At 71.1% G+C, this 23240-nt stretch carries 27 protein-coding genes; 14 read left to right on the top strand and 13 right to left on the bottom strand.

Annotated elements, in window-relative coordinates:
* Positions 1–59: 59 nt before the first annotated feature.
* Positions 60–485, bottom strand: coding sequence for a type II toxin-antitoxin system PemK/MazF family toxin (locus OG946_RS11925; RefSeq protein ID WP_326796101.1), 426 nt, complete (start codon positions 483–485; stop codon positions 60–62).
* A gap of 224 nt (positions 486–709) precedes the next feature.
* On the opposite strand from OG946_RS11925, the gene OG946_RS11920 reads away from it, so the two are divergent.
* From OG946_RS11920 to OG946_RS11900, 5 genes are all read left to right on the top strand, one after another.
* Positions 710–1462 (top strand): MBL fold metallo-hydrolase, encoded by a 753-nt coding sequence (locus tag OG946_RS11920; protein WP_326796100.1) that lies wholly within the window; start codon positions 710–712, stop codon positions 1460–1462.
* A 261-nt stretch (positions 1463–1723) separates the two neighbouring features.
* Positions 1724–2446, top strand: a complete 723-nt coding sequence (locus OG946_RS11915) for a hypothetical protein (RefSeq protein WP_326796099.1) — start codon at positions 1724–1726, stop codon at positions 2444–2446.
* Positions 2434–2727: a hypothetical protein gene (locus OG946_RS11910; RefSeq protein WP_326796098.1), complete on the top strand. Its 294-nt coding sequence runs from the start codon at positions 2434–2436 to the stop codon at positions 2725–2727. Before OG946_RS11915 ends, OG946_RS11910 begins: the two co-directional genes overlap by 13 nt.
* Positions 2670–3434 carry an ISAs1 family transposase gene (locus tag OG946_RS11905; RefSeq protein WP_326796097.1) on the top strand — a complete coding sequence of 255 codons (765 nt, stop codon included), beginning with the start codon at positions 2670–2672 and terminating at the stop codon, positions 3432–3434. Before OG946_RS11910 ends, OG946_RS11905 begins: the two co-directional genes overlap by 58 nt.
* 44 nt (positions 3435–3478) lie before the next feature.
* Entirely contained in the window at positions 3479–3673 is a 195-nt protein-coding gene (locus OG946_RS11900; RefSeq protein WP_326796096.1) for a hypothetical protein, read from the top strand.
* Positions 3674–3789: 116 nt separating this feature from the next.
* Here the strand turns inward: OG946_RS11900 and OG946_RS11895 are convergent, their stop codons facing one another.
* Both OG946_RS11895 and OG946_RS11890 read right to left on the bottom strand, forming a co-directional pair.
* Positions 3790–4944, bottom strand: a complete 1155-nt coding sequence (locus tag OG946_RS11895) for a hypothetical protein (RefSeq protein ID WP_326796095.1) — start codon at positions 4942–4944, stop codon at positions 3790–3792.
* Between the two features lie 178 nt (positions 4945–5122).
* On the bottom strand, positions 5123–6340 hold the full coding sequence (locus OG946_RS11890; RefSeq protein ID WP_326796094.1) for an ISAs1 family transposase: 1218 nt from the start codon (positions 6338–6340) through the stop codon (positions 5123–5125).
* Between the two features lie 460 nt (positions 6341–6800).
* Here OG946_RS11890 and OG946_RS11885 point away from each other — a divergent pair, with 460 nt between their 5' ends.
* Positions 6801–7394 (top strand): hypothetical protein, encoded by a 594-nt coding sequence (locus tag OG946_RS11885; protein ID WP_326796093.1) that lies wholly within the window; start codon positions 6801–6803, stop codon positions 7392–7394.
* 393 nt (positions 7395–7787) lie between these two features.
* On the opposite strand, the gene OG946_RS11880 is transcribed toward OG946_RS11885, so the two are convergent.
* Complete coding sequence (locus OG946_RS11880) at positions 7788–8009, bottom strand: DUF397 domain-containing protein (RefSeq protein WP_326796092.1); 222 nt, start codon at positions 8007–8009, stop codon at positions 7788–7790.
* Positions 8002–8811: a helix-turn-helix domain-containing protein gene (locus tag OG946_RS11875; RefSeq protein WP_326796091.1), complete on the bottom strand. Its 810-nt coding sequence runs from the start codon at positions 8809–8811 to the stop codon at positions 8002–8004. The genes OG946_RS11880 and OG946_RS11875 overlap by 8 nt, the downstream gene beginning before the upstream one ends.
* A gap of 113 nt (positions 8812–8924) precedes the next feature.
* On the opposite strand from OG946_RS11875, the gene OG946_RS11870 reads away from it, so the two are divergent.
* The 4 genes from OG946_RS11870 to rdgB all read left to right on the top strand — a co-directional run bounded on the left by OG946_RS11870 (position 8925) and on the right by rdgB (position 11225).
* Entirely contained in the window at positions 8925–9314 is a 390-nt protein-coding gene (locus tag OG946_RS11870; protein ID WP_326796090.1) for a hypothetical protein, read from the top strand.
* Positions 9315–9472: 158 nt separating this feature from the next.
* Positions 9473–10231, top strand: a complete 759-nt coding sequence (gene rph, locus OG946_RS11865; RefSeq protein ID WP_326796089.1) for a ribonuclease PH — start codon at positions 9473–9475, stop codon at positions 10229–10231.
* Positions 10231–10617 (top strand): hypothetical protein, encoded by a 387-nt coding sequence (locus OG946_RS11860; RefSeq protein ID WP_326796088.1) that lies wholly within the window; start codon positions 10231–10233, stop codon positions 10615–10617. The genes rph and OG946_RS11860 overlap by 1 nt, the downstream gene beginning before the upstream one ends.
* Positions 10614–11225: an RdgB/HAM1 family non-canonical purine NTP pyrophosphatase gene (gene rdgB, locus OG946_RS11855; RefSeq protein WP_326796087.1), complete on the top strand. Its 612-nt coding sequence runs from the start codon at positions 10614–10616 to the stop codon at positions 11223–11225. Before OG946_RS11860 ends, rdgB begins: the two co-directional genes overlap by 4 nt.
* A gap of 104 nt (positions 11226–11329) precedes the next feature.
* On the opposite strand, the gene OG946_RS11850 is transcribed toward rdgB, so the two are convergent.
* The 4 genes from OG946_RS11850 to OG946_RS11835 form a co-directional block, all read right to left on the bottom strand.
* Complete coding sequence (locus OG946_RS11850) at positions 11330–12187, bottom strand: fumarylacetoacetate hydrolase family protein (RefSeq protein ID WP_326796086.1); 858 nt, start codon at positions 12185–12187, stop codon at positions 11330–11332.
* Between the two features lie 48 nt (positions 12188–12235).
* Complete coding sequence (locus OG946_RS11845; protein WP_326796085.1) at positions 12236–13069, bottom strand: YidC/Oxa1 family membrane protein insertase; 834 nt, start codon at positions 13067–13069, stop codon at positions 12236–12238.
* A 138-nt stretch (positions 13070–13207) separates the two neighbouring features.
* The gene (locus tag OG946_RS11840; RefSeq protein WP_326796084.1) at positions 13208–13531 is read right to left on the bottom strand and encodes a DUF6412 domain-containing protein; all 324 of its coding nucleotides are present in this window, start codon (positions 13529–13531) and stop codon (positions 13208–13210) included.
* Between the two features lie 106 nt (positions 13532–13637).
* Positions 13638–14930, bottom strand: coding sequence for a DUF445 domain-containing protein (locus OG946_RS11835; protein WP_326796083.1), 1293 nt, complete (start codon positions 14928–14930; stop codon positions 13638–13640).
* A 155-nt stretch (positions 14931–15085) separates the two neighbouring features.
* Here OG946_RS11835 and OG946_RS11830 point away from each other — a divergent pair, with 155 nt between their 5' ends.
* From OG946_RS11830 to OG946_RS11820, 3 genes are read left to right on the top strand one after another with little or no spacing between them, the layout of a single operon-like run.
* Entirely contained in the window at positions 15086–15628 is a 543-nt protein-coding gene (locus tag OG946_RS11830) for a TetR/AcrR family transcriptional regulator (protein ID WP_326796082.1), read from the top strand.
* A 40-nt stretch (positions 15629–15668) separates the two neighbouring features.
* The gene (locus OG946_RS11825; protein WP_326796081.1) at positions 15669–16349 is read left to right on the top strand and encodes a hypothetical protein; all 681 of its coding nucleotides are present in this window, start codon (positions 15669–15671) and stop codon (positions 16347–16349) included.
* Positions 16350–16405: 56 nt separating this feature from the next.
* Positions 16406–17716 (top strand): SGNH/GDSL hydrolase family protein, encoded by a 1311-nt coding sequence (locus tag OG946_RS11820; protein WP_326796080.1) that lies wholly within the window; start codon positions 16406–16408, stop codon positions 17714–17716.
* Positions 17717–17816: 100 nt separating this feature from the next.
* Here OG946_RS11820 and OG946_RS11815 read toward each other — a convergent pair whose 3' ends face one another.
* The 3 genes from OG946_RS11815 to OG946_RS11805 are packed head-to-tail and all read right to left on the bottom strand — an operon-like array spanning position 17817 to position 20442.
* On the bottom strand, positions 17817–18755 hold the full coding sequence (locus OG946_RS11815; protein ID WP_326796079.1) for an ABC transporter ATP-binding protein: 939 nt from the start codon (positions 18753–18755) through the stop codon (positions 17817–17819).
* 33 nt (positions 18756–18788) lie between these two features.
* Positions 18789–19604, bottom strand: a complete 816-nt coding sequence (locus OG946_RS11810; RefSeq protein WP_326796078.1) for an ABC transporter permease — start codon at positions 19602–19604, stop codon at positions 18789–18791.
* A complete protein-coding gene (locus tag OG946_RS11805; RefSeq protein ID WP_326796077.1) occupies positions 19597–20442 on the bottom strand; it encodes an ABC transporter permease in 846 nt (281 codons plus the stop codon). The genes OG946_RS11810 and OG946_RS11805 overlap by 8 nt, the downstream gene beginning before the upstream one ends.
* Before the next feature lie 185 nt (positions 20443–20627).
* Between OG946_RS11805 and OG946_RS11800 the strand changes: the two genes are divergently transcribed.
* Positions 20628–22844, top strand: coding sequence for a transglycosylase domain-containing protein (locus tag OG946_RS11800; protein ID WP_326796076.1), 2217 nt, complete (start codon positions 20628–20630; stop codon positions 22842–22844).
* A gap of 57 nt (positions 22845–22901) precedes the next feature.
* Here the strand turns inward: OG946_RS11800 and sugE are convergent, their stop codons facing one another.
* The gene (gene sugE / locus OG946_RS11795) at positions 22902–23222 is read right to left on the bottom strand and encodes a quaternary ammonium compound efflux SMR transporter SugE (protein WP_326796075.1); all 321 of its coding nucleotides are present in this window, start codon (positions 23220–23222) and stop codon (positions 22902–22904) included.
* Positions 23223–23240: the final 18 nt, after the last annotated feature.

Below are 23240 nucleotides of genomic sequence, written 5' to 3'. Positions count from 1 at the left end.
CGAACACCGAGACGAATCCGCTCGGATGCCGGGCAGGGTGTCCGGGAGGTTCGGGGACATCAGATGTCGGACAGGTGGCGGACTTGGTCCCACACCGCCGGGTCCACGGGACCGGCGCTGCGGCGGAGGTCCCGGAGGGCGACCTCGTGCAGCTCGTCCGTCTCCAGGATCGCCGGGCGGTCCTCCCCGGCGCCGGCGGAGCCGGGCGGCAGCGGGATCCGGTCCGGCCGGCCGCCGTCCTCCCGGGCCGTGATCCAGGCCACCGTCACCGTCTCGCCCGCGGTCTTCAGCACCAGGCAGGGGCGCTCCTCGCCGTCCGCCGTCCCGGCGTTCCCGTACGGCACGAGGGCCCACCACACCTCGCCGGGCTCCGGCCCGGCCGGGCGCCGGTGCGCGCGCCGCACCCGGCCGAAGCTGTCGACGAGCCCGGCGATCACGGCCAGCACCACCACGGCCACGATGGCCGGCCACCACGAGGCGTCCATGCGCCCGATCGTAGATGCCGCCCGCGCGCGCGGGCGGCATCTACGCCCGCGTGCGGGGGCGGCGCCGCGCAGGTCGGCACGCGGGCCTTACCCCGTCGCCATACTGGTGATTCCGCCCACAACCGCGATGGCCGGGGGACCGCTGCGGCCCGTCCCGGCTTACCCTCGGCAGAGCCGGCGGGGCATCGTCGCCCCGTCCCGACCGTGCCGGAGGTCCCTCCCCGATGAAGCTCACCGTCGTCGGTTGCTCGGGCTCGTTCCCGTCCGCGGACTCCGCGTGTTCGAGCTACCTGGTCGAGGCGGAGGGCTTCTCGCTCCTGCTCGACATGGGCAACGGCGCGCTGGGAGCACTGCAGCAGCACTGCGGACTGTACGACCTCGACGCCATCCTGCTGAGCCACCTGCACGCGGACCACTGCATCGACATGTGCGCGTACTTCGTCGCGCGCTACTACCGCCACGACGGCGGCCCCGCCGACGTGCTGCCCGTCTACGGCCCCAAGGGCACGGAGCAGCGGCTGACCACGGCGTACGCGGACACCCCCTCGGAGACGTCGATGAGCGAGGTCTTCGACTTCCGGGCGCTGGAGCGCAGCGCGTTCGAGATCGGCCCGTTCACGGTGCACGCGGACCGGGTGAGCCACCCCGTCGAGGCGTACGCCTTCCGCATCGAGCACGACGGCCGCAGCCTCGTCTACTCCGGCGACACGGGCCCCTGCGGGGCGCTGACCGAGCTGAGCGCGGACGCCGATCTGCTGCTCTGCGAGGCGGCGTTCACCCACGGCCGCGAGCAGATCCCCGACCTGCACCTCAACGGCCGCGAGGCGGGCGAGGCCGCCGCGGCGGCGGGGGTGGGGCGGCTGGTGCTGACGCACATCCCGCCGTGGACGGACCCGCAGGTGAACCTGCGGGACGCGAAGGGCGTGTACGGAGGGCCCGTCGACCTGGCGCGCGCGGGCGCGGTGTACGAGGTCTGAGGGCCCCCCTCACGCCTTGTACTGGGCCTTCTCCTCCTCCGCTATTTCCTCGTCGGTCTCCCGGCCCGGGGTGGGCTGGTTGATCCGGATGCCTGCGGAACTTGGCCATGTCCTGCGCGTAGCCGGAACGGAGCGTTTGGATATGCCGGTTCCGGCAACTCTCATCCTGCGGAATGCAGAATGGAATTCCAGTTGCCTGGTCGGGGCGGCAGCGGAACGCGCCTCTGACTTCACGTTATCCACAGGCTCAGATCCGGGGTGGTGTGGGCCAGCAGCGGCTCCGATAGCGTCGTCTGCCTGACGTATCGTCACCGCTACCGGGAGTTGATCGTGTCCCCCCGCGCCTTTTCCGCCGCCGCCCTGGCGGCCACCGCTGCCCTGAGCCTGCTGCTGACCGCCTGCGGCGGCGACGAGGACGGTGACCCCCCTTCGGACGACAAGATCCAGGGCGCGGACAAGGGGGAGGAGTCGCCGTCGCCGAGCGCTTCGGAGGAGGCGGCGGGCAGACCGGAGATCAAGCTGCCTGGGGACGTCCGGGTCATCGCCGACTGGTCGCAGACCGGCGACCCGGACGAGGACGCCATCCTGCGGGACACGGAGCAGCGCATTGCAGCGATCGAGATGGCGCTCGCCGAGCAGGATCCTACGCACGAGGCCTTCCGCTTCTACTCGGAGGGAGAGGCTGCCGCCGAGACCGAGGCGTACGTGACGGCATACGTGCATGAGGAGGCACGTATCACCGGAACGATCCGGTTGTACGAGCCGACCGTGACGATCAGGGACGACGGCACGGCCACACTGGCGTATTGCGAGGACCAGAGCAAAGCATTCGACAAGTATCTGAAGACCGGCGAACTCAACAAGACTCCGGTCACGAAGAACAGCTACTTCAGCCACGGCGCCACGCTTCGGAAGGACGGGCAGGGCACGTGGATCACGATGAAGGACATCGCCACGCAGGGGGCTTCACCATGTCAGCCCTGAAACATGTGCGCAGGACATTAGCCGTGGCATTGCTCGTCACAGCCGTCATGAGCAACGGCTTGGTGGCTCACGCGGAAGGGAAGATCGGCAGCGGTACCGGCAACGTGGAAGAGCCACCGAGTGCCCAGGATGCTGGCGCCGAAGGGCAGAACCTGTACGCCGAGGCCGGTGGGGTGGTGATCGATGAGTCGGAGAACGGGTCTGGGGGTGGCGGCAACTCGCAGTGGACGGGAAGTCCCTGCGCGGCGCTGTCCGCGCCGACGGCCGCCGCGTCCACCTGATCTCCGCACTCCGCGGCGACGGCATCGTGCTCGCCCAGCGCGAGGTCGACGCCAAGAGCAATGAGATCACCGCGTTCCGGCCACTGCTGGACCCCCTGGACCTGACCGGTGCAGTGGTGACATTCGACGCGCTGCTGACCCAGACCGACCACGCGAAGTACCTGGTCGAGGAGAAGAACGCGCACTACATCGCCGTACTCAAGGGCAACCACCCGACCTTGCACGCACTGGTGAAGGATCTTCCCTGGAAAGAGGTGCCTGTGATGGACCGCACCCGGGCCACCGCCCACGGCCGCGACGAGATCCGTCGTCTGAAGGCCGTCACGGTGCCGCGACTGCCGTTCCCCTACGCCGGCCAGGCACTGCAGATCGTCCGCCGACGGCGCACGGTAGGCATCGGCAAGGTGTCCCTGGAACGCATCTACCCGGTCACCAGCCTGACGGCCCACCAGGCAACAGCCGCTGACCTGGCAGAACGCGTGCGCGGGCACTGGGCAATCGAGAATCGTGCGCACCACGTCAGGGACGTGACGTTCAGGGAGGACGCCTCGCGGGTGCGGACCGGCAGCGCGCCCCGGGCGATGGCCTCCCTGCGGAACCTGGCCATCGGCGCACTCCGCCTGACGGGGCGGGACAACATCGCCGAGGGCCTGCGCCATCACGGGCGGGACATGACCCGGCCACTGGCGACCCTCGGACTCACGTGACCATTCCCGGCCGATCACGAGAACGACGGAGCCCTGGGTTGGGGGTGGAGATCGACGGTGCTGAGACTCATCTGACGTGCCGGGGGCGGGCCCGCGATCTGCGGCGCTTCAACGAGCTGGCCGGCTGCCCGGAGCTGCGTGCCGTCCTCCGGTTCACCTGGGAGGACGTGTTTGTCCGGCCGGTTGCCATGCTGGCGGTCATCCGCCGCCACGTGGACCGCCTGCGACGGAGGGAGTGATGTGGCGGGTCTATAAGGGCGAGGGGTGAGGAATCGGGCCCACATGTGCGCCCGGTCAGGCGCGTCCGTATCGGGGAGGGGAGCGTCTCTGTCATGCCAGACGGGCCGAGAGCGCATCAACGCTTTCTCTTGTTGGTGGTCGATTGACTCTGCTGGTCCTGCGGGGCGCTACTGCTGGCTGCGGCCGTGGCGTAGCCAGCCGACTGGCGCTGCCCGGAGGTTCCGGAGGGGAGGGAACGGGCGTAGTTCTGATCTACCGGGTTCTGTGCGAGGTAGTGGCTGTAATCCGTCGGCTGGAGGGGTTGTGCGGGCGGCGAGTTGTACGGGCCGGCAACGAGGTCGGCCGGGTTCACGGTGCGCGACTTGGTCGCTGCGGAGGGGTGGTACGGCCTCTTCGCGTGCCTGGCGTCCTCCCCGTATCCGAACCAGGCATCGGCGGGCGCGTCCGGAAAGCTGCCGTACGATCCGGATGCTGACGTGGGTGCGGTGAGGGACGTCGTGTCGAGCCCCCGCGTGATCGCAGAAACCCGGGCCGCCTCATCTCCGGCCCCGGACCGGTACGCCGCACTCTGCGGGGCAGCTTGCTGGAGAACAGCGCCGGCCTGGGCGTAGTCGGCAGCGGTGGCCATGGTCCCTTGGTCGGTACCGCCCTGCGGTACCGACGCGGGTGGTTCGGGACGGGCGTCGATGGGGTCGTAGGGCGCTTGGCGGGGCGGGTTGTTCGCCTGATAGGCGGCTGAACTGCCGGCGGATGAGACTTGCCCGCCCGGCTTCCACCGACCTTGACCATCCGGCGCATAGCCGTGCCGTTCCAGCGCCTCCCCCAGCTCCGGCGGGACTTCTTGGAGCCCTCGATTTCTAACATTCTTCAAGAAGTTACTGAGTCGGTGCTCCACGACTGCCGGGTCATGCACGTTTCCTCCAGCCTCGCGAAGCCTGTCCTGTGTATTCGTCTTCTTTTTCAGCCGGGGCAGGTCTCTTTCGCGTCGGCTATTCAATATGCCTGCCCAGTCGATGCTTCTTGTCTGCGTGGTCGTCAGTAGCCACCTCTTCTTCTCCTCGTCGTACTCGAACTTAAGGTGGCGCTTACTGAACTCCTCCTTCAGTGCATCGCTTGGCTCAGTACTGGTGCCTTTAATATGCAGATTTTCTATCTTCTTCCCCAGGTTGAATTGTTCCCCTTCCGACTTGCTTGTTGATGAGGGTATTTCACCCTCGGGCAGCGCTCTCAGCGCATTCAGCAGGTCCTCGTCGGGGATCTTCTTCGCCACAGGGTCCTCCTCCAGTTGGAACCGACACCGGTACTACGGTGCTACGGGGCCAGCGCCCCGACGGTTCAACCAGCCGGGTGTGCACAACAGACGGATCTGTCTCAGACCGCGACGCCGATCTCCGCCGGCTCCACCCCCAACTCAGGGCTCCGTCGTTCTCGTGATCGGCCGGGAATGGTCACGTGAGTCCGAGGGTCGCCAGTGGCCGGGTCATGTCCCGCCCGTGATGGCGCAGGCCCTCGGCGATGTTGTCCCGCCCCGTCAGGCGGAGTGCGCCGATGGCCAGGTTCCGCAGGGAGGCCATCGCCCGGGGCGCGCTGCCGGTCCGCACCCGCGAGGCGTCCTCCCTGAACGTCACGTCCCTGACGTGGTGCGCACGATTCTCGATTGCCCAGTGCCCGCGCACGCGTTCTGCCAGGTCAGCGGCTGTTGCCTGGTGGGCCGTCAGGCTGGTGACCGGGTAGATGCGTTCCAGGGACACCTTGCCGATGCCTACCGTGCGCCGCCGGCGGACGATCTGCAGTGCCTGGCCGGCGTAGGGGAACGGCAGTCGCGGCACCGTGACGGCCTTCAGACGACGGATCTCGTCGCGGCCGTGGGCGGTGGCCCGGGTGCGGTCCATCACAGGCACCTCTTTCCAGGGAAGATCCTTCACCAGTGCGTGCAAGGTCGGGTGGTTGCCCTTGAGTACGGCGATGTAGTGCGCGTTCTTCTCCTCGACCAGGTACTTCGCGTGGTCGGTCTGGGTCAGCAGCGCGTCGAATGTCACCACTGCACCGGTCAGGTCCAGGGGGTCCAGCAGTGGCCGGAACGCGGTGATCTCATTGCTCTTGGCGTCGACCTCGCGCTGGGCGAGCACGATGCCGTCGCCGCGGAGTGCGGAGATCAGGTGGACGCGGCGGCCGTCGGCGCGGACAGCGCCGCGCAGGGACTTCCCGTCCACTGCGATCGCCGCCCGCACCGGGCGGGACGGCGGGCGTTCGTCCTCCTGGGCGCTGCGGCAGGCGTCCGCACGCGCGGTGAGCCAGCCGCCGATCGCCGCGTCGAGCGCGTCGCCGTCGATGCGCTGCAGTACCCGGCGAACGGTCGCCTCGCTGGGCGCCCGGTAGGGCCGGTCCGGATCGCGCAGCGTGGCCCCGCAGTGGAGAAGGAACTGGTCAGGGGCGTCGGCGGCCCACTCGGCGACTGCGGTCAGGGACTTCGCCCCGGCCAGGACCCCGCAGGCGGCCAGGGCCAGCACATACGACAGCGGGTGACGCCGGCCCCGCAGCCGGCGCGGGTCGGGAAGGCGCCGCAGCCACTCCAGCAGATCGGGCAGTTCATCGGGGCGGGCCGGATCAGAACCAGCGAGTTGGCCCAGCCCCGCAGGGATGGGCGATGATGACGCAGCAGGCACGGTCTTCCGTTGTGGTGATCAGAGAACTCGACACTCCATGATCACCGGGAACCGTGCCTGCGCGTCTACCTGCCCACCCGGCACACCACCATCACGGCCCAACTCGGGTCCCCACACCCATACCGGCTACGACGGACCGATCACGAGAACGACGGAGCCCTGGTGGTTCACAGGTGATGGGAAAGCCGTTCGACCTGCCGTGTGGGAAGGCCGCTGTGTTCACCGGCGAGTTTCCGTACGTTATCCCGGGAAGTGATCTATCTCAGGGGGAGGATATATCCATCGTTCTGCAGCAGTTGCAGGCGTTCATTCCTATACCGCGAGAGGCGGCTGGCGGACAAGAGGCGATGACTGTTGTCACGGTACTGACGCCATCCCGAGTGCATTGGAAATTGTATGCGCGTCACGCGGTAGAGGTTCTGCGGAGTCTGGAATTCGATGAGGTGGACAGTCGGCCGGTATGAAGGACGGAGAAGTCATCGCCTACTTCGACCGGCGGCCGACCGCGGAGATCACGATTCACGCAGTCTGGGACATCCCCCGGATGGCCGATATGGCCTATGAGTTCGGTTATGTGCTGTGTCGCGTCTCTCATTGGCAGGGCACGACAAGGCTCGTATTCGAGCGCGATGACACAGATCACGCAAGGCGTAGAGCCGAATGGTCTGTGAACTACTATCGAGCGTATGGAAGATGGGGTCGCCAGCAGCCCCAGTTTCAACTTCCTGGCTATATGGGTCGTCGTATCGAACCGCTGGAAGCGGCGCAAGCACGCTATGCCTTGGCGCTTTTTCGGAACAAGGCATGGGCCATAGGCATGTCCGCGCTGATGGCGGTACTGATCGCGATCATTGTCTGGCACCTTCGTGGTAGGGCGGAGGTCATCGTCCCGATCTTGCTAGTCGGGATCCCCTTTGTACTCGCCGGCGCTATCTCACCCTGGCTGCCCAGCAAGCGTCTCAGGCGGTATCAGCAGACGGTGGATACGTTCGAACTACAGCAGGCGGTTGAGCGAGGATTCATCCCGCCTCCGCCGCCCGGTAACGGAGATTGAGGGCGTGTCTCATGCTGTTGATGACCTTCGAGGTTCCTGCGGCGTCCCTCGCACGACAGATCGGCCTGCCGGTGGAGGGGGAGTGGTCCGCCGCTGAGGGCGGTGCTGTGGTGCCGGTCCGTGAACACCAAGCGTTCGTACAGGTGCCCCGGGAGCTGTCGGCCGGCCGTGAGGAGATGGTCTGCCGCCTTCCAGGCGCCGGATCTGGACCACTGGGACACGTACGCGCGGCACCTCGTGTCCCTGCTGAAGGGCATCGAGTTCGACGAGGAGCCGGGGGACGGCTAAGCGGGTCACCCGCCGGAGTGGTGCTGGAGCGGGAGGGAGTGTCTCCGGTGAACGGTGCTGAGATTGCTGCTCACTTCGACGGGCGGCCCACAGTGACGGGGTGGGTCAGGCGGTGGGGAACTCGTTCGCCTTGACCGCTGTCACGAAGGACCGCCAGGCGTCGCCGGTGAAGACGAGGGCGGGGCCGTGGGGGTCCTTGGAGTCGCGTACGGGGACGGTGGGGTGGCCGTCAGCGACCTCGATGCAGCTCCCGTTGCTACCCCCGCTGTAGCTGGACTTGCGCCACGACGTCAACGTCGACGCCACGGCGATGACATGATCACGCATTCCGGAACTCCTCTGCTGCTGTCTCTAGGAGAGAAATGGACGCACGGTGAGACAGTGCATCACCCAGTGCGAGACCGTAGTACGTGTTGCACGTCGCGACCCTCCCCGGGTCGTCGAGCAACTGCCCTGTGGTCACGCCCTCAACGTACGACACCGGCGCCATGGCGTCGAACGACATAAGGCTCATCATTCCCTCCATCAGCGAGTGCGCCCCGGCAGAGAAGGGGACCACGTGTAGCCGGATGCGCCCGGCGTCAGCCAGGCTCGCGATGTGCTCTACCTGCGACGCCATGACGTCCGGGCCTCCGACCGCGCGCCGGATGACGCCCTCGTCAAGGACCGTCCACAGGGCCGGAGACTTCGGATTGTCGAGGATCCGAGCCCGTTCAAGCCGATTGACGACCCGCCGGTCAAGCTCTTCCAGCGTGTGGTTGGGCTGCACGGCCCGGAAGACCGCGCGGGCGTAGTCCGCTGTCTGGAGCAGCCCGGGCACCGCAGAGACGGCAAACTCACGGATGACAACGGCTAGTTGCTCCAGTTCCGCCGCCTCCGCGAAGTGGTCGGCGTAGGGGCCCTCAAGGTTCACCAGCCAGCGCGCGAAGAACCCGTCCGTGCCCAGCGCCTGGTCGATCCGCTGGGCGTCGTCCATCCGAGGCAGCCGCCGTCCCGCCTCGAAGTGGCTGATCAGCGTGGGAGAACACACCACCACGTCAGCCAGCGCCTCCTGCGTCATCCCCTTCGCCAGCCGCCGGAGCCGCAGCTCCTCGCCGTACTTCTGGCGCGGGGTTTTGCACGTCTCCATGTTGCCTCCCACTTGAACGACGCACCGTCAGCCGAACAACTCTGGTGCACCGTAGTCGCACCAAGTCACGCTTGATGCACGGAAAGCGATGATTCGACAGAAGGAGCGAATTCATGGGTGAGGAAGGCCAGTGCAGGGAATGCCTGCGACTCGCCGTGCATCTGCGCAACGCCATCACCACGCGGGACGGCTCCAAGGAGACGGACGCGCGTGTACTCATCAAGCGCCACAAGCGAGAAGAGCACTCGGCAGAGGGCTACGGGCCCGAGGACGAGGTCCGCGCGGACGTCATCCTGGGCCACGTCCTCCGGCGCGACTCCAAGCTCCTGCCCTTCACCGCCGACGACGGTGCGCGCGTGGTCGTCCCCCTCCGGGGTGAGCCCGGCCACACCAGCAACCTGGAACTGAGCCGCTGCGACGCCGAGCACCTGTGCGCGCGGTTGCAGTTCCTTCTCGACGGAGGACGGAGCCTTGACAGGTACGCGCAGCGCTACGGCGTCTGAGCGGCGCCGCATCGGACACCGGGGAGCATCCCGTCGGCGTACGCGACGCGGTCGGGCTGCCGCGGCCCGGTGCCGGTCCCGGTACGGGCGCGCAAGCCGGGTCCGTACCCAGTGGGGACCGGGGATTGGCCTGCACGGCGGGCGGATAGGGTCGGGGCATGGTTACCTCTGAGACCTCCGGCGGCCTCGGCCGTATCGACGGACGTACCCCCGCGGAACTGCGTCCCGTGGCGCTGGAACGCGGCTGGAGCATGCACGCCGAGGGGTCGGTGCTGGTGTCCTTCGGCGACACGCGGGTGCTGTGCACCGCCAGCTTCACCGAGGGCGTGCCGCGCTGGCGCAAGGGCAGCGGGCAGGGGTGGGTCACCGCGGAGTACGCGATGCTGCCGCGGTCCACGAACACCCGGGGCGACCGCGAGTCCGTCCGCGGCAAGATCGGCGGGCGGACGCATGAGATCTCCCGGCTGATCGGCAGGTCGCTGCGCGCCGTCATCGACTTCAAGGCCCTGGGCGAGAACACCGTCGTCCTCGACTGCGACGTCCTCCAGGCCGACGGCGGCACCCGTACCGCCGCCATCACCGGGGCGTACGTCGCCCTCGCCGACGCCGTCGCGTGGGGCCGGCGGAACAAGCTGATCAAGTCCAAGGCGACACCGCTGACCGGCACCGTGGCCGCCGTCAGCGTCGGCATCGTGGGCTCCGTGCCGCTGCTCGACCTCTGCTACGAGGAGGACGTGCGGGCCGAGACCGACATGAACGTCGTCTGCACAGGCGACGGACGTTTCGTCGAGGTGCAGGGCACCGCCGAGGGCGAGCCGTTCGCCCGCGCCGAACTCGACGCGCTGCTCGACCTCGCGGTCGGCGGCTGCGCTCAGCTCGACGGGCTGCAGCGCACGGCACTGGAGGGAGACCAGTGATGGGGAAGAGGCTCTGGACCCGCGCGGGCGTCGCGCTGGCGGCGGGGGCCGCCGCGGTGACGCTCACCGGCGCGTGTGACGCGGTGAGCAAGGCCATAGACTGCGGCCAACTCGCCACCAGGATCGCGGCCGACGTCGACCAGTTGCAGGAAGCCGTCTCCGGCGCGGGCGAGAGCCCGCAGGCCGCCGCGGACGCCCTCAACGAGATCGACAAGAACCTCGACGACTTCGGCGACCAGGCGGACAACGCCGACGTCGGCAAGGCGGTCGACGACCTCCAGCGCGCGGTCGACAACGCCCAGCAGGCCACCGACCGCGGCGACGTACCCGACTTCCGGCCGGTCGGCGACGCCGCCGGCGAACTGACGAACGTCTGCACCTCGTGACCGCGCACCGCCTCGTCCTCGCCACCCGCAACGCGGGCAAGATCACCGAGCTGCGCGCCATCCTCGGCGAGGCGGGCATCGACGCCGAACTCCTCGGCGCCGCCGACTTCCCCGACGTCCCGGACGTACCCGAGACCGGCGTCACCTTCGCCGAGAACGCGCTCCTCAAGGCGCACGCGCTGGCCCGGGCCACCGGGCTGCCCGCGGTCGCCGACGACTCCGGGCTCTGCGTCGACGTCCTCGGCGGTGCCCCCGGTATCTTCTCCGCCCGCTGGGCGGGCCGGCACGGCGACGACGCCGCGAACCTCGCCCTGCTCCTTGCCCAGCTCTCCGACGTCGGCCCCGGGCACCGGGCCGCGCACTTCGCCTGCGCCGCGGCGCTCGCGCTGCCGGACGGCACGGAGCGGGTCGCGGAGGGGAAGCTGGAGGGCACGCTGCGGTACGAGCCGGCGGGCACCGGGGGCTTCGGGTACGACCCGGTCCTCCAGCCGCTCGGCGAGGACCGCACCTGCGCCGAGCTGACCCCTGAGGAGAAGAACGCCATCAGCCACCGCGGCAAGGCGTTCCGCGCGCTGGCCCCGGCGGTGCGGGAGCTGCTCAGGGGCTGAGCGCCGCGTACGGGCCGCCGCACGCGGCTCGTACGGACGCCGCCGTACGGACACCGAGGGCGCCGCCGGATCCTTCCGGCGGCGCCCTCGGTGTCGTCCTGCGCCTACGCGCCCTTGATCTCCTGCCGCTGCCGGCCGAGGCCGTCGACCTCCAGTTCCACGACATCGCCCGCGCGCAGATACGGCTTCGGCTCCGCCATGCCCATCGCGACCCCCGCCGGCGTACCGGTGTTGATCACATCGCCCGGGTACAGCGTCATGAACCGGCTCAGATACCGCACCACATGGGCCACCGGGAAGATCTGGTCCGCCGTCGTGCCGTCCTGCCGCTTCTCGCCGTTCACCCACAGCCGCAGCCCCAGGGCCTGCGGGTCCGGCACCTCGTCCGCCGTCACCAGCCACGGGCCCAGCGGGTTGAACGTCTCGCAGTTCTTGCCCTTGTCCCACTGCCCGCCGCGCTCCAACTGGAACTCGCGCTCGGAGACGTCGTGCGCCACGGCGTAGCCCGCGACCGCGGCCAGCGCGTCCGCGTCGGACTCCAGGTAGCGGGCCGTACGGCCGATGACCACCGCCAGCTCCACCTCCCAGTCCGTCTTCTCGCTGCCGCGCGGCACGAGCACCGTGTCCTCGGGGCCCACCACCGTGTCCGGGGCCTTCATGAAGAGGATCGGCTCCGCCGGGATGGCCGCGCCGGTCTCGGTCGCGTGGTCGTGGTAGTTCAGCCCGATGCACACGATCTTGCCGATCCCGGCCACCGGCGGACCCGTGCGCAGCCCCTCGGCGTCGAGCGCCGGCAGGTCGCCGGCCGCGGCGGCGTCCCGTACGCGGGCGAGCGCCGCGTCGTCGGACAGCAGCGCTCCGTTCACGTCGGACACGACTCCGGACAGGTCCCGCAGGGTCCCTCCGTCGTCGAGCAGGGCCGGGCGCTCGCTCCCCGACGGTCCGACACGCAGCAGCTTCATGTGATGACTCCCCTCTCCACAGTCGATCGATCATCCGTTGACCGCTGTTCATTCCGCAAGACCCTGTTCAGCCCGTAGACCGGAGTGCCGGTAGAGGAGGGTGCGTTCCGCGGCGGTCCAGGCGGTGGTGGTCGCCAGGTAGAGGCCCGCGGCGAGCGGCACGATCGCGGCCGTGACCAGGGTGCCGAAGGAGAGCAGGGGCAGCCAGCGGGTCAGTCCGGCGGCGGGGCCCGGGAGTTCGGGCGGCGGCGCGGCGGGCTGCGCCTTCTTGCCCTGCTTCCCGTTCTTCCCGTTCTTCCCGTTCCTCGCGTCCTTCGCGGTCGCCGCCTTCCGTATGGCCTCCGCCTCCGCCTTGCGCTCGGCCATCATCCGGCGGCTGCGCCAGAACGTGTACGCGGCCACTCCCGCGATCACCGCGAAGAGCCCCGCGTAGACCATCCCGTGCGTTCCGAACACCCCGCCGTCCGCGAGCGCGTCGGACCACCGCCCGCCCAGCGGGGCGCCGAGCAGGGTGTGGGTGAGCAGGTCGTGGTCGTGACCGGTGAAGAGCCGGTACATCACCATGAACACCGGGATCTGCAGCACCATCGGGCCGCAGCCCGCCAGCGGCGAGGCGCCGGCCTCCGCGTATGTCTCGGTGAGCGCGCGGCGCAGCCGCTCGGGGTCGTGGCGGTGCTTGCGCTGGATCTCCGCCACCTGCGGCGCGAGGTCCCTGCGCACCCGGTCGCCGCGCGCCGCGGCACGCGCGAGGGGGTGCAGGGCGAGGCGTACGCACAGGGTGAAGACGATGATCGCGACGCCGGTGGCGGAGGCGCCGAAGAGAGGGTCGAGGGTGTCGGCGAGGCTGGACAGGAGGGCGGAGAGCGCCCCGAATACGGACATGGAAGGGCTCCACAGGTCTCGTCGTACCGGAAGAAGGGCGGCGTGACGAGCCGTGCGGGGCGCCCAGCGGGCGAGGCGCCGCGGGGCAGCGCGCGGCGACAAGGGCTGCGGGCTGCGGGCGGACTGCGCCGGAGGCGCCTACACGGCCGTCGGCAGGCGACGGCCGGGTGCCCGGGGCCGCGGGCGGCCCGCGGCGTCGGGGTCCCGCTGGGGCAGGAAGGCGGTGCGCAGCGCGCGTTCGCGCAGCGCGGTGCGGATTCCGGCGGCGGACGCGGGCGGCGCGGCGGCGGCGCAGAGGGCGAGCCCTGCGAGCAGCGTCAGGGCGGCGGACGCGGCGGAGGCCGCGGCGCCGGCGAGGCCGGTGGCGACGCCCGTCTCGTCGAGCACGACGTCGGCGGCGAGGAGGAGCAGGGCGACGGCGACCATGCGCAAGCGCGTGGCGGCATCGAGGATGCGGAGCATCGGGGCCGTCCTCCCTTCGGTTCGCCGTCCCGTACGGGTGTATGCAACGTCTGCGCGCATCCTAACGCGGCGCCGCCCCGCCCGGCCCCGGCGGCGACCGCCCCGCTCAGCCCGCGACCGCCCGGTACACCGTGTAGATGACCAGCCCCGCGAGCGAGCCCACCACCGTGCCGTTGATGCGGATGAACTGCAGGTCCCGGCCGATGTTGGCCTCGATCTTGCGCGACGTCTGGTCCGCGTCCCAGCCCGCGACCGTGTCCGAGATCAGCGACGTGATCTGGTGCTGGTACGTCGTCACCACGTGCGTCGCGACGTCCTCCGCCCAGCCGTCGACCTTCGCCTGCAGCCGCTCGTCCGCCGCCATCCGCTGCCCGAACGACAGCAGCGCCGCCCGCGCCCGCAGCCGCAGCTCGCTGCGCTCGTCCTCGGCCGCGCCGACGATCATGCCGCGCAGCGACGTCCACGCCGCGGCGATGAAGTCCTGGAGCTCGTCGCGGGCCAGAAGCTCACCCTTGAGCCGCTCGACGCGCGCCCGGGTCGCGGTGTCCCCCTGGAGGTCGGCGGCGAAGTCGGAGAGGAACCGGTCGAGCGCGCCGCGCGCCGGGTGCTCAGGCGACTCCCGCATCTCGCCGATGAACCGCAGCAGTTCCTTGTAGACCCGCTCGCCGACCCGGCGGTCGACGAACCTCGGGGTCCAGCCGGGCGCGCCGCCGGTGACGGCGCCGACGACCGAGGGGCCGTTGAGGATCAGCCAGGACTCGGCGCGCTCGCAGACCAGGTCGACGACGCGGCGGTGGCCGTCGTCCGCGACGATCCTCTCCAGCAGCTTGCCGAGCCCGGGGCCGACCTCCAGGGCGGCGGCCCGGCGGTTGACGGCCTCGCCGACGACGGCCTGGACGTCGTTGTCCCGCAGGACGGTCAGCGCGCCGCGCAGCACGGTCGACGCCTCGGCGGTGACGCGGTCGGCGTTGGCGGGCTCGGCGAGCCAGCCGCCGACGCGGCTGCCGAGGCCGAGCGCGTGCAGCCGGCTGCGTACGACGTCGGCGGAGAGGAAGTTCTCGCCCACGAAGTCGCCGAGGCTCTGGCCGAGCTGGTCCTTCTTGGTGGGGATGATCGCGGTGTGCGGGATGGGCAGCCCGAGCGGCCGCTTGAAGAGCGCCGTGACCGCGAACCAGTCCGCCAGCGCGCCGACCATGCCCGCCTCCGCCGCCGCGGCGACGTAGCCCGACCAGGCGCCGGCGCCGTTGTGCTGCGCCCAGCGGGCGAGCGTGAAGACCACGGCGGCCAGCAACAGCAGGCCGGTGGCGATGGTCTTCATCCGGCGCACGCCGCGCCGCTTCTCCGCGTCGGCGTCCGTATAGGCAAAGCCACCCGGTCCGTCCGCTGCCGGCAGATCCATCGCGCTCCGTCCGCTCACGCCGTTCCCGAGGGCCATTGTCCCCGGGCTCGGCACCATCTTTCACTTCGGGAACGGATCGGGGGTTCCCGGTGTCCCGGGCGCGGCCGGGCGGCGCGGGCCGTAACTTTACCTTCCGGATGGTAAAGTTACGGCCCATGCGACCCAGCTCGCGTACCCAGCTCCTCGAAGCCGCCGTCCGCGTGGTCGAACGCGCGGGGATCACCGCCCTCACCCTCGACGCCGTCGCGGCCGAGGCCGGGCTGACCAAGCCCGGGCTGATGTACCACTTCCCCAACCGCGACGCGCTGCTGCTGGCCATCCAGCGGCACCTGACCGAGACCCTGGACGAGCACCTCCGCGCCGAGCTGGGCAAGCCGTTCGAGGAGGCCACCGCCCGCGAGCGGGCCGCGGCCTACGTGCGGTGCTGCGGGCAGAGCGGCGGGACGGCGGACTTCGTCTTCATGGTCGCGTCCGCGACCCGGCCGGAGCTGGCGCGGATCTGGGACGAGTTCGCGGACCGCTGGGCGCCCGAGCCGCCGGGCCCGGACCCGGACCCGGAGGCCGTCGACCTGTTCCTGGCCCGGGTGGCGGCGGACGGGCTGTGGCTGTTCCACGCCACCGCGCAGTCCACGCTCGGCCCCGAGGTGGAGGAGGCGGTGCGCCGGCGGCTCGCCGCGTTGACCGACCCGGCGTCCTGACGCCCGCCCGCGCACGTACACGCACACGTACACACAGGCAGTGGTCGCCAGCTCGGCCGTCGGCGCGATCCCGGCGGGCGTCGTCGTCGGCGGCCTCGTCTACCGCGTACCCGCGCGGCACCTCATCGGCGGCGGCCTGCTCGTCGGCGCCCTGGGCGCGGTGCTGACCCTGCTGCTCACGCCGGACATCGGCCCGTTGCTGGGCGCCGGGCGCGCCGCGGGCTGGGTCGTGCCCGGCGTGATCCTGACCGGTCCGGGGCTCGGCGCGGTCATGACCGCGGCCTCCGCCGCGATCACCGGCGGCGCGCCGCCGCACCGGGCCGGCATGGCGTCGTCGGTGGAGGAGGTCTCGTTCGAACTGGGCGGCCTCACGGGCGTCGCCGTCCTGGGCAGCGTCCTGACCGCCGTCTACACCGCCACCGTCGACCTGCCCGCGGGCGCCCCCGAGGCCGCCTCCGACAGCATCGACGAGGTCCGCGCTGTCGCCGGTGAACTCCCGCCGGACGGCTCGCGGTCGCTGCTGGAGAGCGCCGCCTCCGCCTTCGACAACGGCTACACGCTCACGCTGGTCATCACCGTCGCCGTGCTCGCCGCCGGCGGCGTCGCCGCCCGCCTCCTCCTCGGCCACCGCGCCGCCGCCGCCGCGCCGGAGGACGAGACCGCCGGCGACGGACCGGGCGTCGCCGGGGCTGTGACCGGAACGCCTCCCTCCCCTCGCTAGGATGGCGGACCGCCCAAGACGGCGCGTACGACGAACTCCCGGGGGGGCAGGCTGACGTGAGGAACAGGACGGGCTACGCCGTGCTCGCCGCCCTGGTGGCGGTCGTGGTGCTGCTCGTCGCCGGCGTCCACGCCCTCACCGACCGCCCGGACGCGCCCGCGGCCGCGGGCGCCGGCGGCAGCGCGGACGCCGCCGCCCCCGCCTCCGTCGGCGGCTGGGCCGGCACGTGGGCCGCCGCGCAGGCCGCGGCGGAGCCGGGCACCCGGGGCGGCTTCGCCGGGATGTCCATACGCAACGTCGTGCACACCTCCATCGGCGGCGCCCGGGCCCGGATACAACTGTCCAACGAGTACGGCGAGACGCCGCTGACCCTCACCCGCGCCAGCGTCGCCGTCGCCGCCGGGGCGGGCGCCCCGGCGGCGCAGCCGGAGACGATGCGGCCGCTGACCTTCGCCGGCGCCGGCGCGGTGACGATCCCCGCCGGCCGGACGGTGACCAGCGACCCCGTACGGCTGCGGGTGCCGGCCGACACCGACCTGCTGGTGACGACGTACGCGTCGGCGCCGGCCGGCCCGGTCACGTACCACCCGCACGCGTTGCAGACCTCCTACCTGGCCGCCGGCGACCACACCACGGATGCCGAAGGGACGGCGTACGACCGGGAGTTCCGGTCCTGGCGCTACGTCACCGCCGTCGACGTCTGGAGCGAGCACGCCACCGGCGCCGTCGCCGTCCTCGGCGACTCGCTCACCGACGGCACCACCTCCACGCCCGGCGCCAACCGCCGCTGGACCGACTACCTCGCCGTCCGTCTGCGCGAGGAGCCCGGCGCGCCGCGCTACGGGGTGCTCAACCTCGGCCTCAGCGGCAACCGGATCCTCACCGACGGCGGCACCGAGTTCCCCGGCAACGGCCCCTCCGGGCTCAACCGCCTCGACCGCGACGTGCTCTCCCGCACCGGCGTCAAGGCCGTCGTCGTCGAACTGGGCATCAACGACATCCTCAAGTCCCCCGCGACCGCCGACGCGGACGCCATCGTCGCCGGCCTGCGCGAGACCACCCGGCAGTCCCGCGACCGGGGCCTGCGGGTGCTCGGCGCGACGCTGATGCCGTTCCGGGGGCACCCGGCGTACACGCCGCGGGCGGAGCGCGTACGGCAGGAGGTCAACGAGCTGATACGCGCGGGCGGCGTCTTCGACGCGGTCCTCGACTTCGACGCCGCCCTGCGCGACCCGGACCGGCCCGCGCGCCTGCACCCGGCGTACGACTCGGGCGACCATCTGCACCTGACGGACCTGGGCTTCCACGAGATGGCCCTGACCCTGGACCCCGCGGACCTCAAGCCCCGCGCCCAGGCCGTGCTCTGACCCGGCGGCCGGGGCACCTCCCGTGCTACTCCAGCCGCTTGCGGCGCTCCTCGCGCGCCAGCCGCCGCTCCCTGACCCGACAAGACCCAAACGACAGACCCTATGCATACATGCGCGCGATGACGTCTTCGATGTCGGGCTCCCGCACCGAGAGATCGACCAGCGGACACCGCGCGGCCACCTCCGCGACGAGCGGCGCCGCGCTGGCCCCGGCCGGGAACGCGAGCCACTGCCGCGGGCCCTCCACCTTCACCGTGCGGCAGCCGGCGAGGTCGATGGGCGGCAGCTCGCGCTCCAGATCGACGACGAGCATCCGCTCGCTCTCGCCGACCGCGTGCAGCCCGTCGAGGCCGCCGTCGTACATCAGCCGGCCGTGGTCGATGACCATGACCCGCTTGCAGAGCTGCTCGATGTCGGACAGGTCGTGCGTGGTGAGCAGCACGGTCGTGCCGCGCTCCGCGTTCAGCTCGCGCAGGAACTCCCGCACCTTCGCCTTGCTCAGCACGTCCAGGCCGATCGTCGGCTCGTCGAGATACAGCACCTCGGGGTCGTGCAGCAGGGCGGCGGCGATGTCGCCGCGCATCCGCTGGCCGAGCGAGAGCTGCCGGACCGGCACCTCCAGCAGGTCGCCGAGGCCCAGCAGTTCGGTGCAGCGCTCCAGGTTCTCGCGGTAGCGGTCGTCGGGTATGCGGTACATGCGGCGCATCACCCGGTACGAGTCGAGCAGCGGCAGGTCCCACCACAGGGTGGTGCGCTGGCCGAAGACGACGCCGATGCGCCGGGCCAGCTTCGTCCGCTCGCGCGCCGGTTCGATGCCCGCGACGCGCAGCCTGCCGTCGCTGGGGGTGAGGATGCCGGTGAGCATCTTGATGGTGGTGGACTTGCCCGCGCCGTTGGGGCCGATGTAGCCGACCATCTCGCCGCGCGGCACGGAGAAGCTGATGCCGCCGACGGCGCGCACCTCGTGCCGCGTACGGCGCAGCCGGCCCGCCCGGCGGCGTACGACGAAGACCTTCTCCAGGTCCTCGACCTCGATCACGTGCCCCTCCTTCGCGTCGTGTGCACCGTCGCGTCAGCTCCCCGTGCTGCGGTACCCGCGCAGCCCCGTGCGCCACGCCAGCCCGGCCAGCGCGCAGCACGCGGCGGCCACCAGCGGCGAGGCGAAGTCCACCCAGCCGGGCAGGCCCAGCGGGTCGTCCCGGCCGAGGATGTGCAGGGCCGGCAGCCAGTTGACGAACGCCAGCGGCACGGCGAACGTCACGCCGCGCACCAGCTCCTTGCTGAAGATCGTCGGCGGGTACTGGGTCAGCGTGTTGCCGCCGTACGTGAAGGAGTTCTGCACCTCGGCCGCGTCCGTGGCCCAGAACTGGAACGCCGCGCCGCACGCGAAGACCGCCCCGTAGATCGCCGCCCCCGACAGCACCATCACGGGGACCAGCAGCACCGCGACCGGCGTCCACGCCACGCCGTCCAGCGCCGTCAGCGACCAGACCAGCACGATCAGCCCCTGGAGCACCCGCCCGATCCGGCGCAGCGCGAAGCGGTCCGCGGCTATCTGCGCGAACACCGGCACCGGCCGGACCAGCAGCGTGTCCATCGTGCCGTCGCGGATCCGGCGGCCGACCCGGTCCAGGTTGCCCAGCAGCAGGTCGGCCAGGCCCAGGGAGGTGGAGGTGGTGCCGTAGAGGAGCCCGACCTCGGCGAAGGTGAAGCCGCCGAGCACGTCGGTGTGCGAGAACATGATCGCGATCGCGGCGAAGTCGGCGGCGGTCATCAGCAGGTTGCCGAGCGCGGTCATGGCGAACGACATGCGGTACGTCATCGTCGTACGCACCCACATGGCGACGATCAGCCCGTACCCCCGCACCCCCGCGGCCAGATCAGCCACCCTGCACCACCACCTTGCGGGTCGCGAGCGCCTGCATCGCCCGCCCGGCGGCCAGCAGCGCCACCGCCCACGCCACCTGGAACGCCAGCGCCCCGGCGAGGCCCGCGCCGGTGTGCCGGCCGAGCAGCACGTCGGCGGGGACCTGGAGCATCGCCGCCCACGGCAGCGCCTGCGCGATGTCGCCGGCGGCGCCGGGGAAGACGGTCAGCGGCAGCAGGGTGCCGGACAGGAGCATCGCCACCAGTGAGTTCATCAGGTTGATCCCCTGGCCGTCGAGCAGCCAGAACGCGGCGAGGCCGACCAGGTAGCGGATGGCGAAGCTCACCACGCAGCCCAGCGTCACGGAGAGCAGGAAGAGCAGCCAGGTGTGCGCCGCCGTGGGCAGCGCCAGCTCGAACGCCAGCGCGCCCACCGCCATCGGCACGATGCCCCGGCCGAGCAGTTGGAACGCGGCCCGGCCCAGGTCGTGGGCGCACCACCAGAGCTGCAGGTCCGCGGGCCGGTAGAGGTCCACGGCCACGTCGCCGGAGCGGATGCGCTCCTGCAGGTCCTCCTGGAAGCCGTAGCCGAGGAGGGCGGCGGGCGCCAGCAGCGCCTGGCCGATCCAGACGAAGGTGAGCGCCTGCGCCTGGTCGTAGCCGCCGAGTTGCGGGCGCTCGTGCCAGAGCGCGATGAAGGTGTACGCCAGGATGAAGCCGAAGACGGTGTTCGTGAAGACGCCGGCGGCGGTGGACGCGCGGTACGTCGAGAACCGGCGGAAGCCGCCGGCGGCCACCAGCCCGTAGAGCCGCAGCGCCTGCACGGCGGGCGCGTCCCGCAGGGCCTCGGACCCGCGCATGCTCCCGCCACCCCCGCTCTCCCAGGGGGCTCCGCCGATGAGCCCCGCGCACAAAGAGCCCGACTCTAGTCCAGTCGGGTTGAGGACTGCGACCGATTATCCACACCTACTGGATATCTGCATTCTTAATGACAAACTGCTCGCAAGTGTCATATCAGGCGACGGATCGAGCCCACGGACGGCAGATGAGCCACACGGAGATGCGACAGGGCACCCGGAGCTTCGGCCCCCAGGCGGAGCCGGAGGACGGCGAGCGCACGGACCTCGAACCGGCGCCCCCGCCCGCCGGCCGCCCCGCGCAGGACCGCCGGCGGCGCGCGTACCGCAGGACCTGGTGGAAGGTGCTGCTGGGCGCCGCGATGCTGACGGTGGCGCTGGCTTCCGGGGCGTTCGCCGTCGGCTACCTGACCGTCGACATCCCGCGGCCCAACGACATGGCGACCGCGCAGAGCAACCACTACTTCTACGCCGACGGCACCAAGCTCGCCGACAAGGGGGAGGTCGACCGCGAGAGCGTGGAGTTGCAGCGCGTCCCCGACCACGTGCGGATGGCCGTCCTGGCCGCCGAGGACCGCGAGTTCTACTCCGACTCCGCGGTCAACCCGATGGCGATGGTCCGGGCCGGCTTCAACACCCTGACCGGCAAGGGCACCCAGTCGGGCTCGACCATCACCCAGCAGTACGTGAAGAACTACTACCTCGACCAGGAGCAGACGATCAGCCGCAAGCTCCGCGAGGCGTTCATCGCCGTCAAGCTGGACCGCGAGGTCACCAAGGACGACGTCCTGGAGGGCTACCTCAACACCAGCTACTTCGGCCGCAACGCCTACGGCGTGCAGGCCGCCGCCCGGGCGTACTACGACAAGGACGTCGAGGAACTGACCGTCGCCGAGGGCGCGTTCCTCGCGACGCTGCTCCAGGCCCCGAGCACGTACGACGTGGCCGTGCACCCCGACAACCGGCCCGCCGCCGAGGCCCGCTGGAACTACGTGCTGGACGGCATGGTCAAGGAGGGCTGGCTCGCGCCCGGCAGCCGCGGCAGCCTCACGTTCCCCGTGCCCGAGCCGTCCCGGCTCGACCCCGGCCTGTCCGGGCAGCGCGGCTATCTCGTCGAGGCCATCAACAGCTACCTCACCGAGCGCCGCATCATCGACGAGAAGACCCTCGCCGCCGGCGGCTTCCGCGTCGTCACCACGCTCCAGCCCCAGAAGCAGGACGCCTTCGTCGGCGCCGTGGAGGAGCAACTGACGTACCAGCTCAACCCGGAGTCCAACCCGGCTGACGCCTACGTGCGCGTCGGCGGCGCCTCCATCGACGTCGCCAGCGGCAAGGTCGTCGCGCTCTACGGCGGCACGGACTACACCCAGCAGTACGTCAGCAACGCCACCCGCCGCGACTACCAGGCCGGCTCCACCTTCAAGCCGTTCGTCTTCACCGCCGCCGTGCAGGCGAAGGCGAAGAACTGGGAGGGCAAGCGGATCACGCCGCGGACGATGTACGACGGCGACACCGACCGCCGGGTGATCGGCAAGAAGGGCAAGGCACTCCGCTACGCGCCGAGCAACCAGGACGACGTCTCGTACGGCCGCCTCAACGTCGCCGACGCCACCAACGAGTCGGTCAACTCCGTCTACGCGCAGATGGCCCAGGACGTCGGCCCCAAGAAGGTCCGCGGCACCGCCGTCCGCCTCGGCCTGCCGTCCGCCACCCCGGAGCTGAAGGCCCATCCCTCCATCGGCCTCGGCACCGCCACCCCCAGCGCGCTCGACCTCGCGCAGGCGTACGCCACGCTCGCCGGCCACGGCGACCACGGCGGCTACCGGCTCGTGGACAACCTCAGCCGCAACGGCGAGATCTTCCAGCTCCCGCCGCGGCGCCCGCACCCCGTGGTCTCCCGCGACGCGGCGGACGCGACGACCGCGATGCTGCAGAGTGTCGTCGAGAACGGCTCCGGCGAGGAGGCGCAGATCGCCGAACGCCCCGCGGCCGGCAAGACCGGCACCGGCGAGCACGACCGCTCGGCGTGGTTCGCGGGCTACACCCCGGAACTGGCGACGGTGGTCGGCGTGATGGGGCAGGACCCGGAGACCGGCGCGCAGAAGTCGCTGCACGGGGTGCTCGGCGAGGACCGGATCAGCGGCGGCGGAGTGCCGGCGAAGATCTGGGGCGCGTACACGAGGGACGCGCTGTGGGACGTGCCCCCGAGCGACTTCGACCTGGAGGTCAGCCACCGGCAGCGGATGCCGTACGTCCCGCCCCCGGCGCCCGACCCGGCCCCCGTACCGATGCCCGCCCCCGCCCCGGCGGCGCTCCCGGCCCCGCCCGTACCGGCCGCGCCGCCGGTCCCGGCGGCACCGGTACCCGCCGCGCCCGCGGGCGCGGCACCGCCGGTGCCGCAGTAAGGAGCGGCCGGGGGAGCGGGGCAGGGAAGCGGGGCAGGGGCGGGGGTCGTACGGGGATCAGTGCCCCGACGTCGCCTTCAGCCCGACCACCGCGACCAGCAGCAGGGCGACGAAGAACACCCGCGCCACCGTCGCGGGCTCGCCCAGCACCACCATGCCGAGCAGCGCCGCACCGCCGGCGCCGATGCCCACCCACACGCCGTACGCGGTGCCGATGGGCAGGGTCTTCGCGGCCTGCGCGAGCAGCATCATGCTCGCGGCGATGCCGGCGACGGTGAACACGCTGGGCCACAGGCGGGTGAAGCCTTCGGTGTACTTCATGCCGATCGCCCAGCCCACTTCGAGCAGACCGGCGACGAGCAGCAGAATCCAGGCCATGAGACGGACCTCCGTAGT

Origin of the sequence: Streptomyces sp. NBC_01808 (assembly GCF_035917395.1) — a bacterium.
Taxonomy (GTDB): Bacteria; Actinomycetota; Actinomycetes; order Streptomycetales; family Streptomycetaceae; genus Streptomyces.
This window is presented reverse-complemented; position numbering and strand designations above follow the sequence as displayed.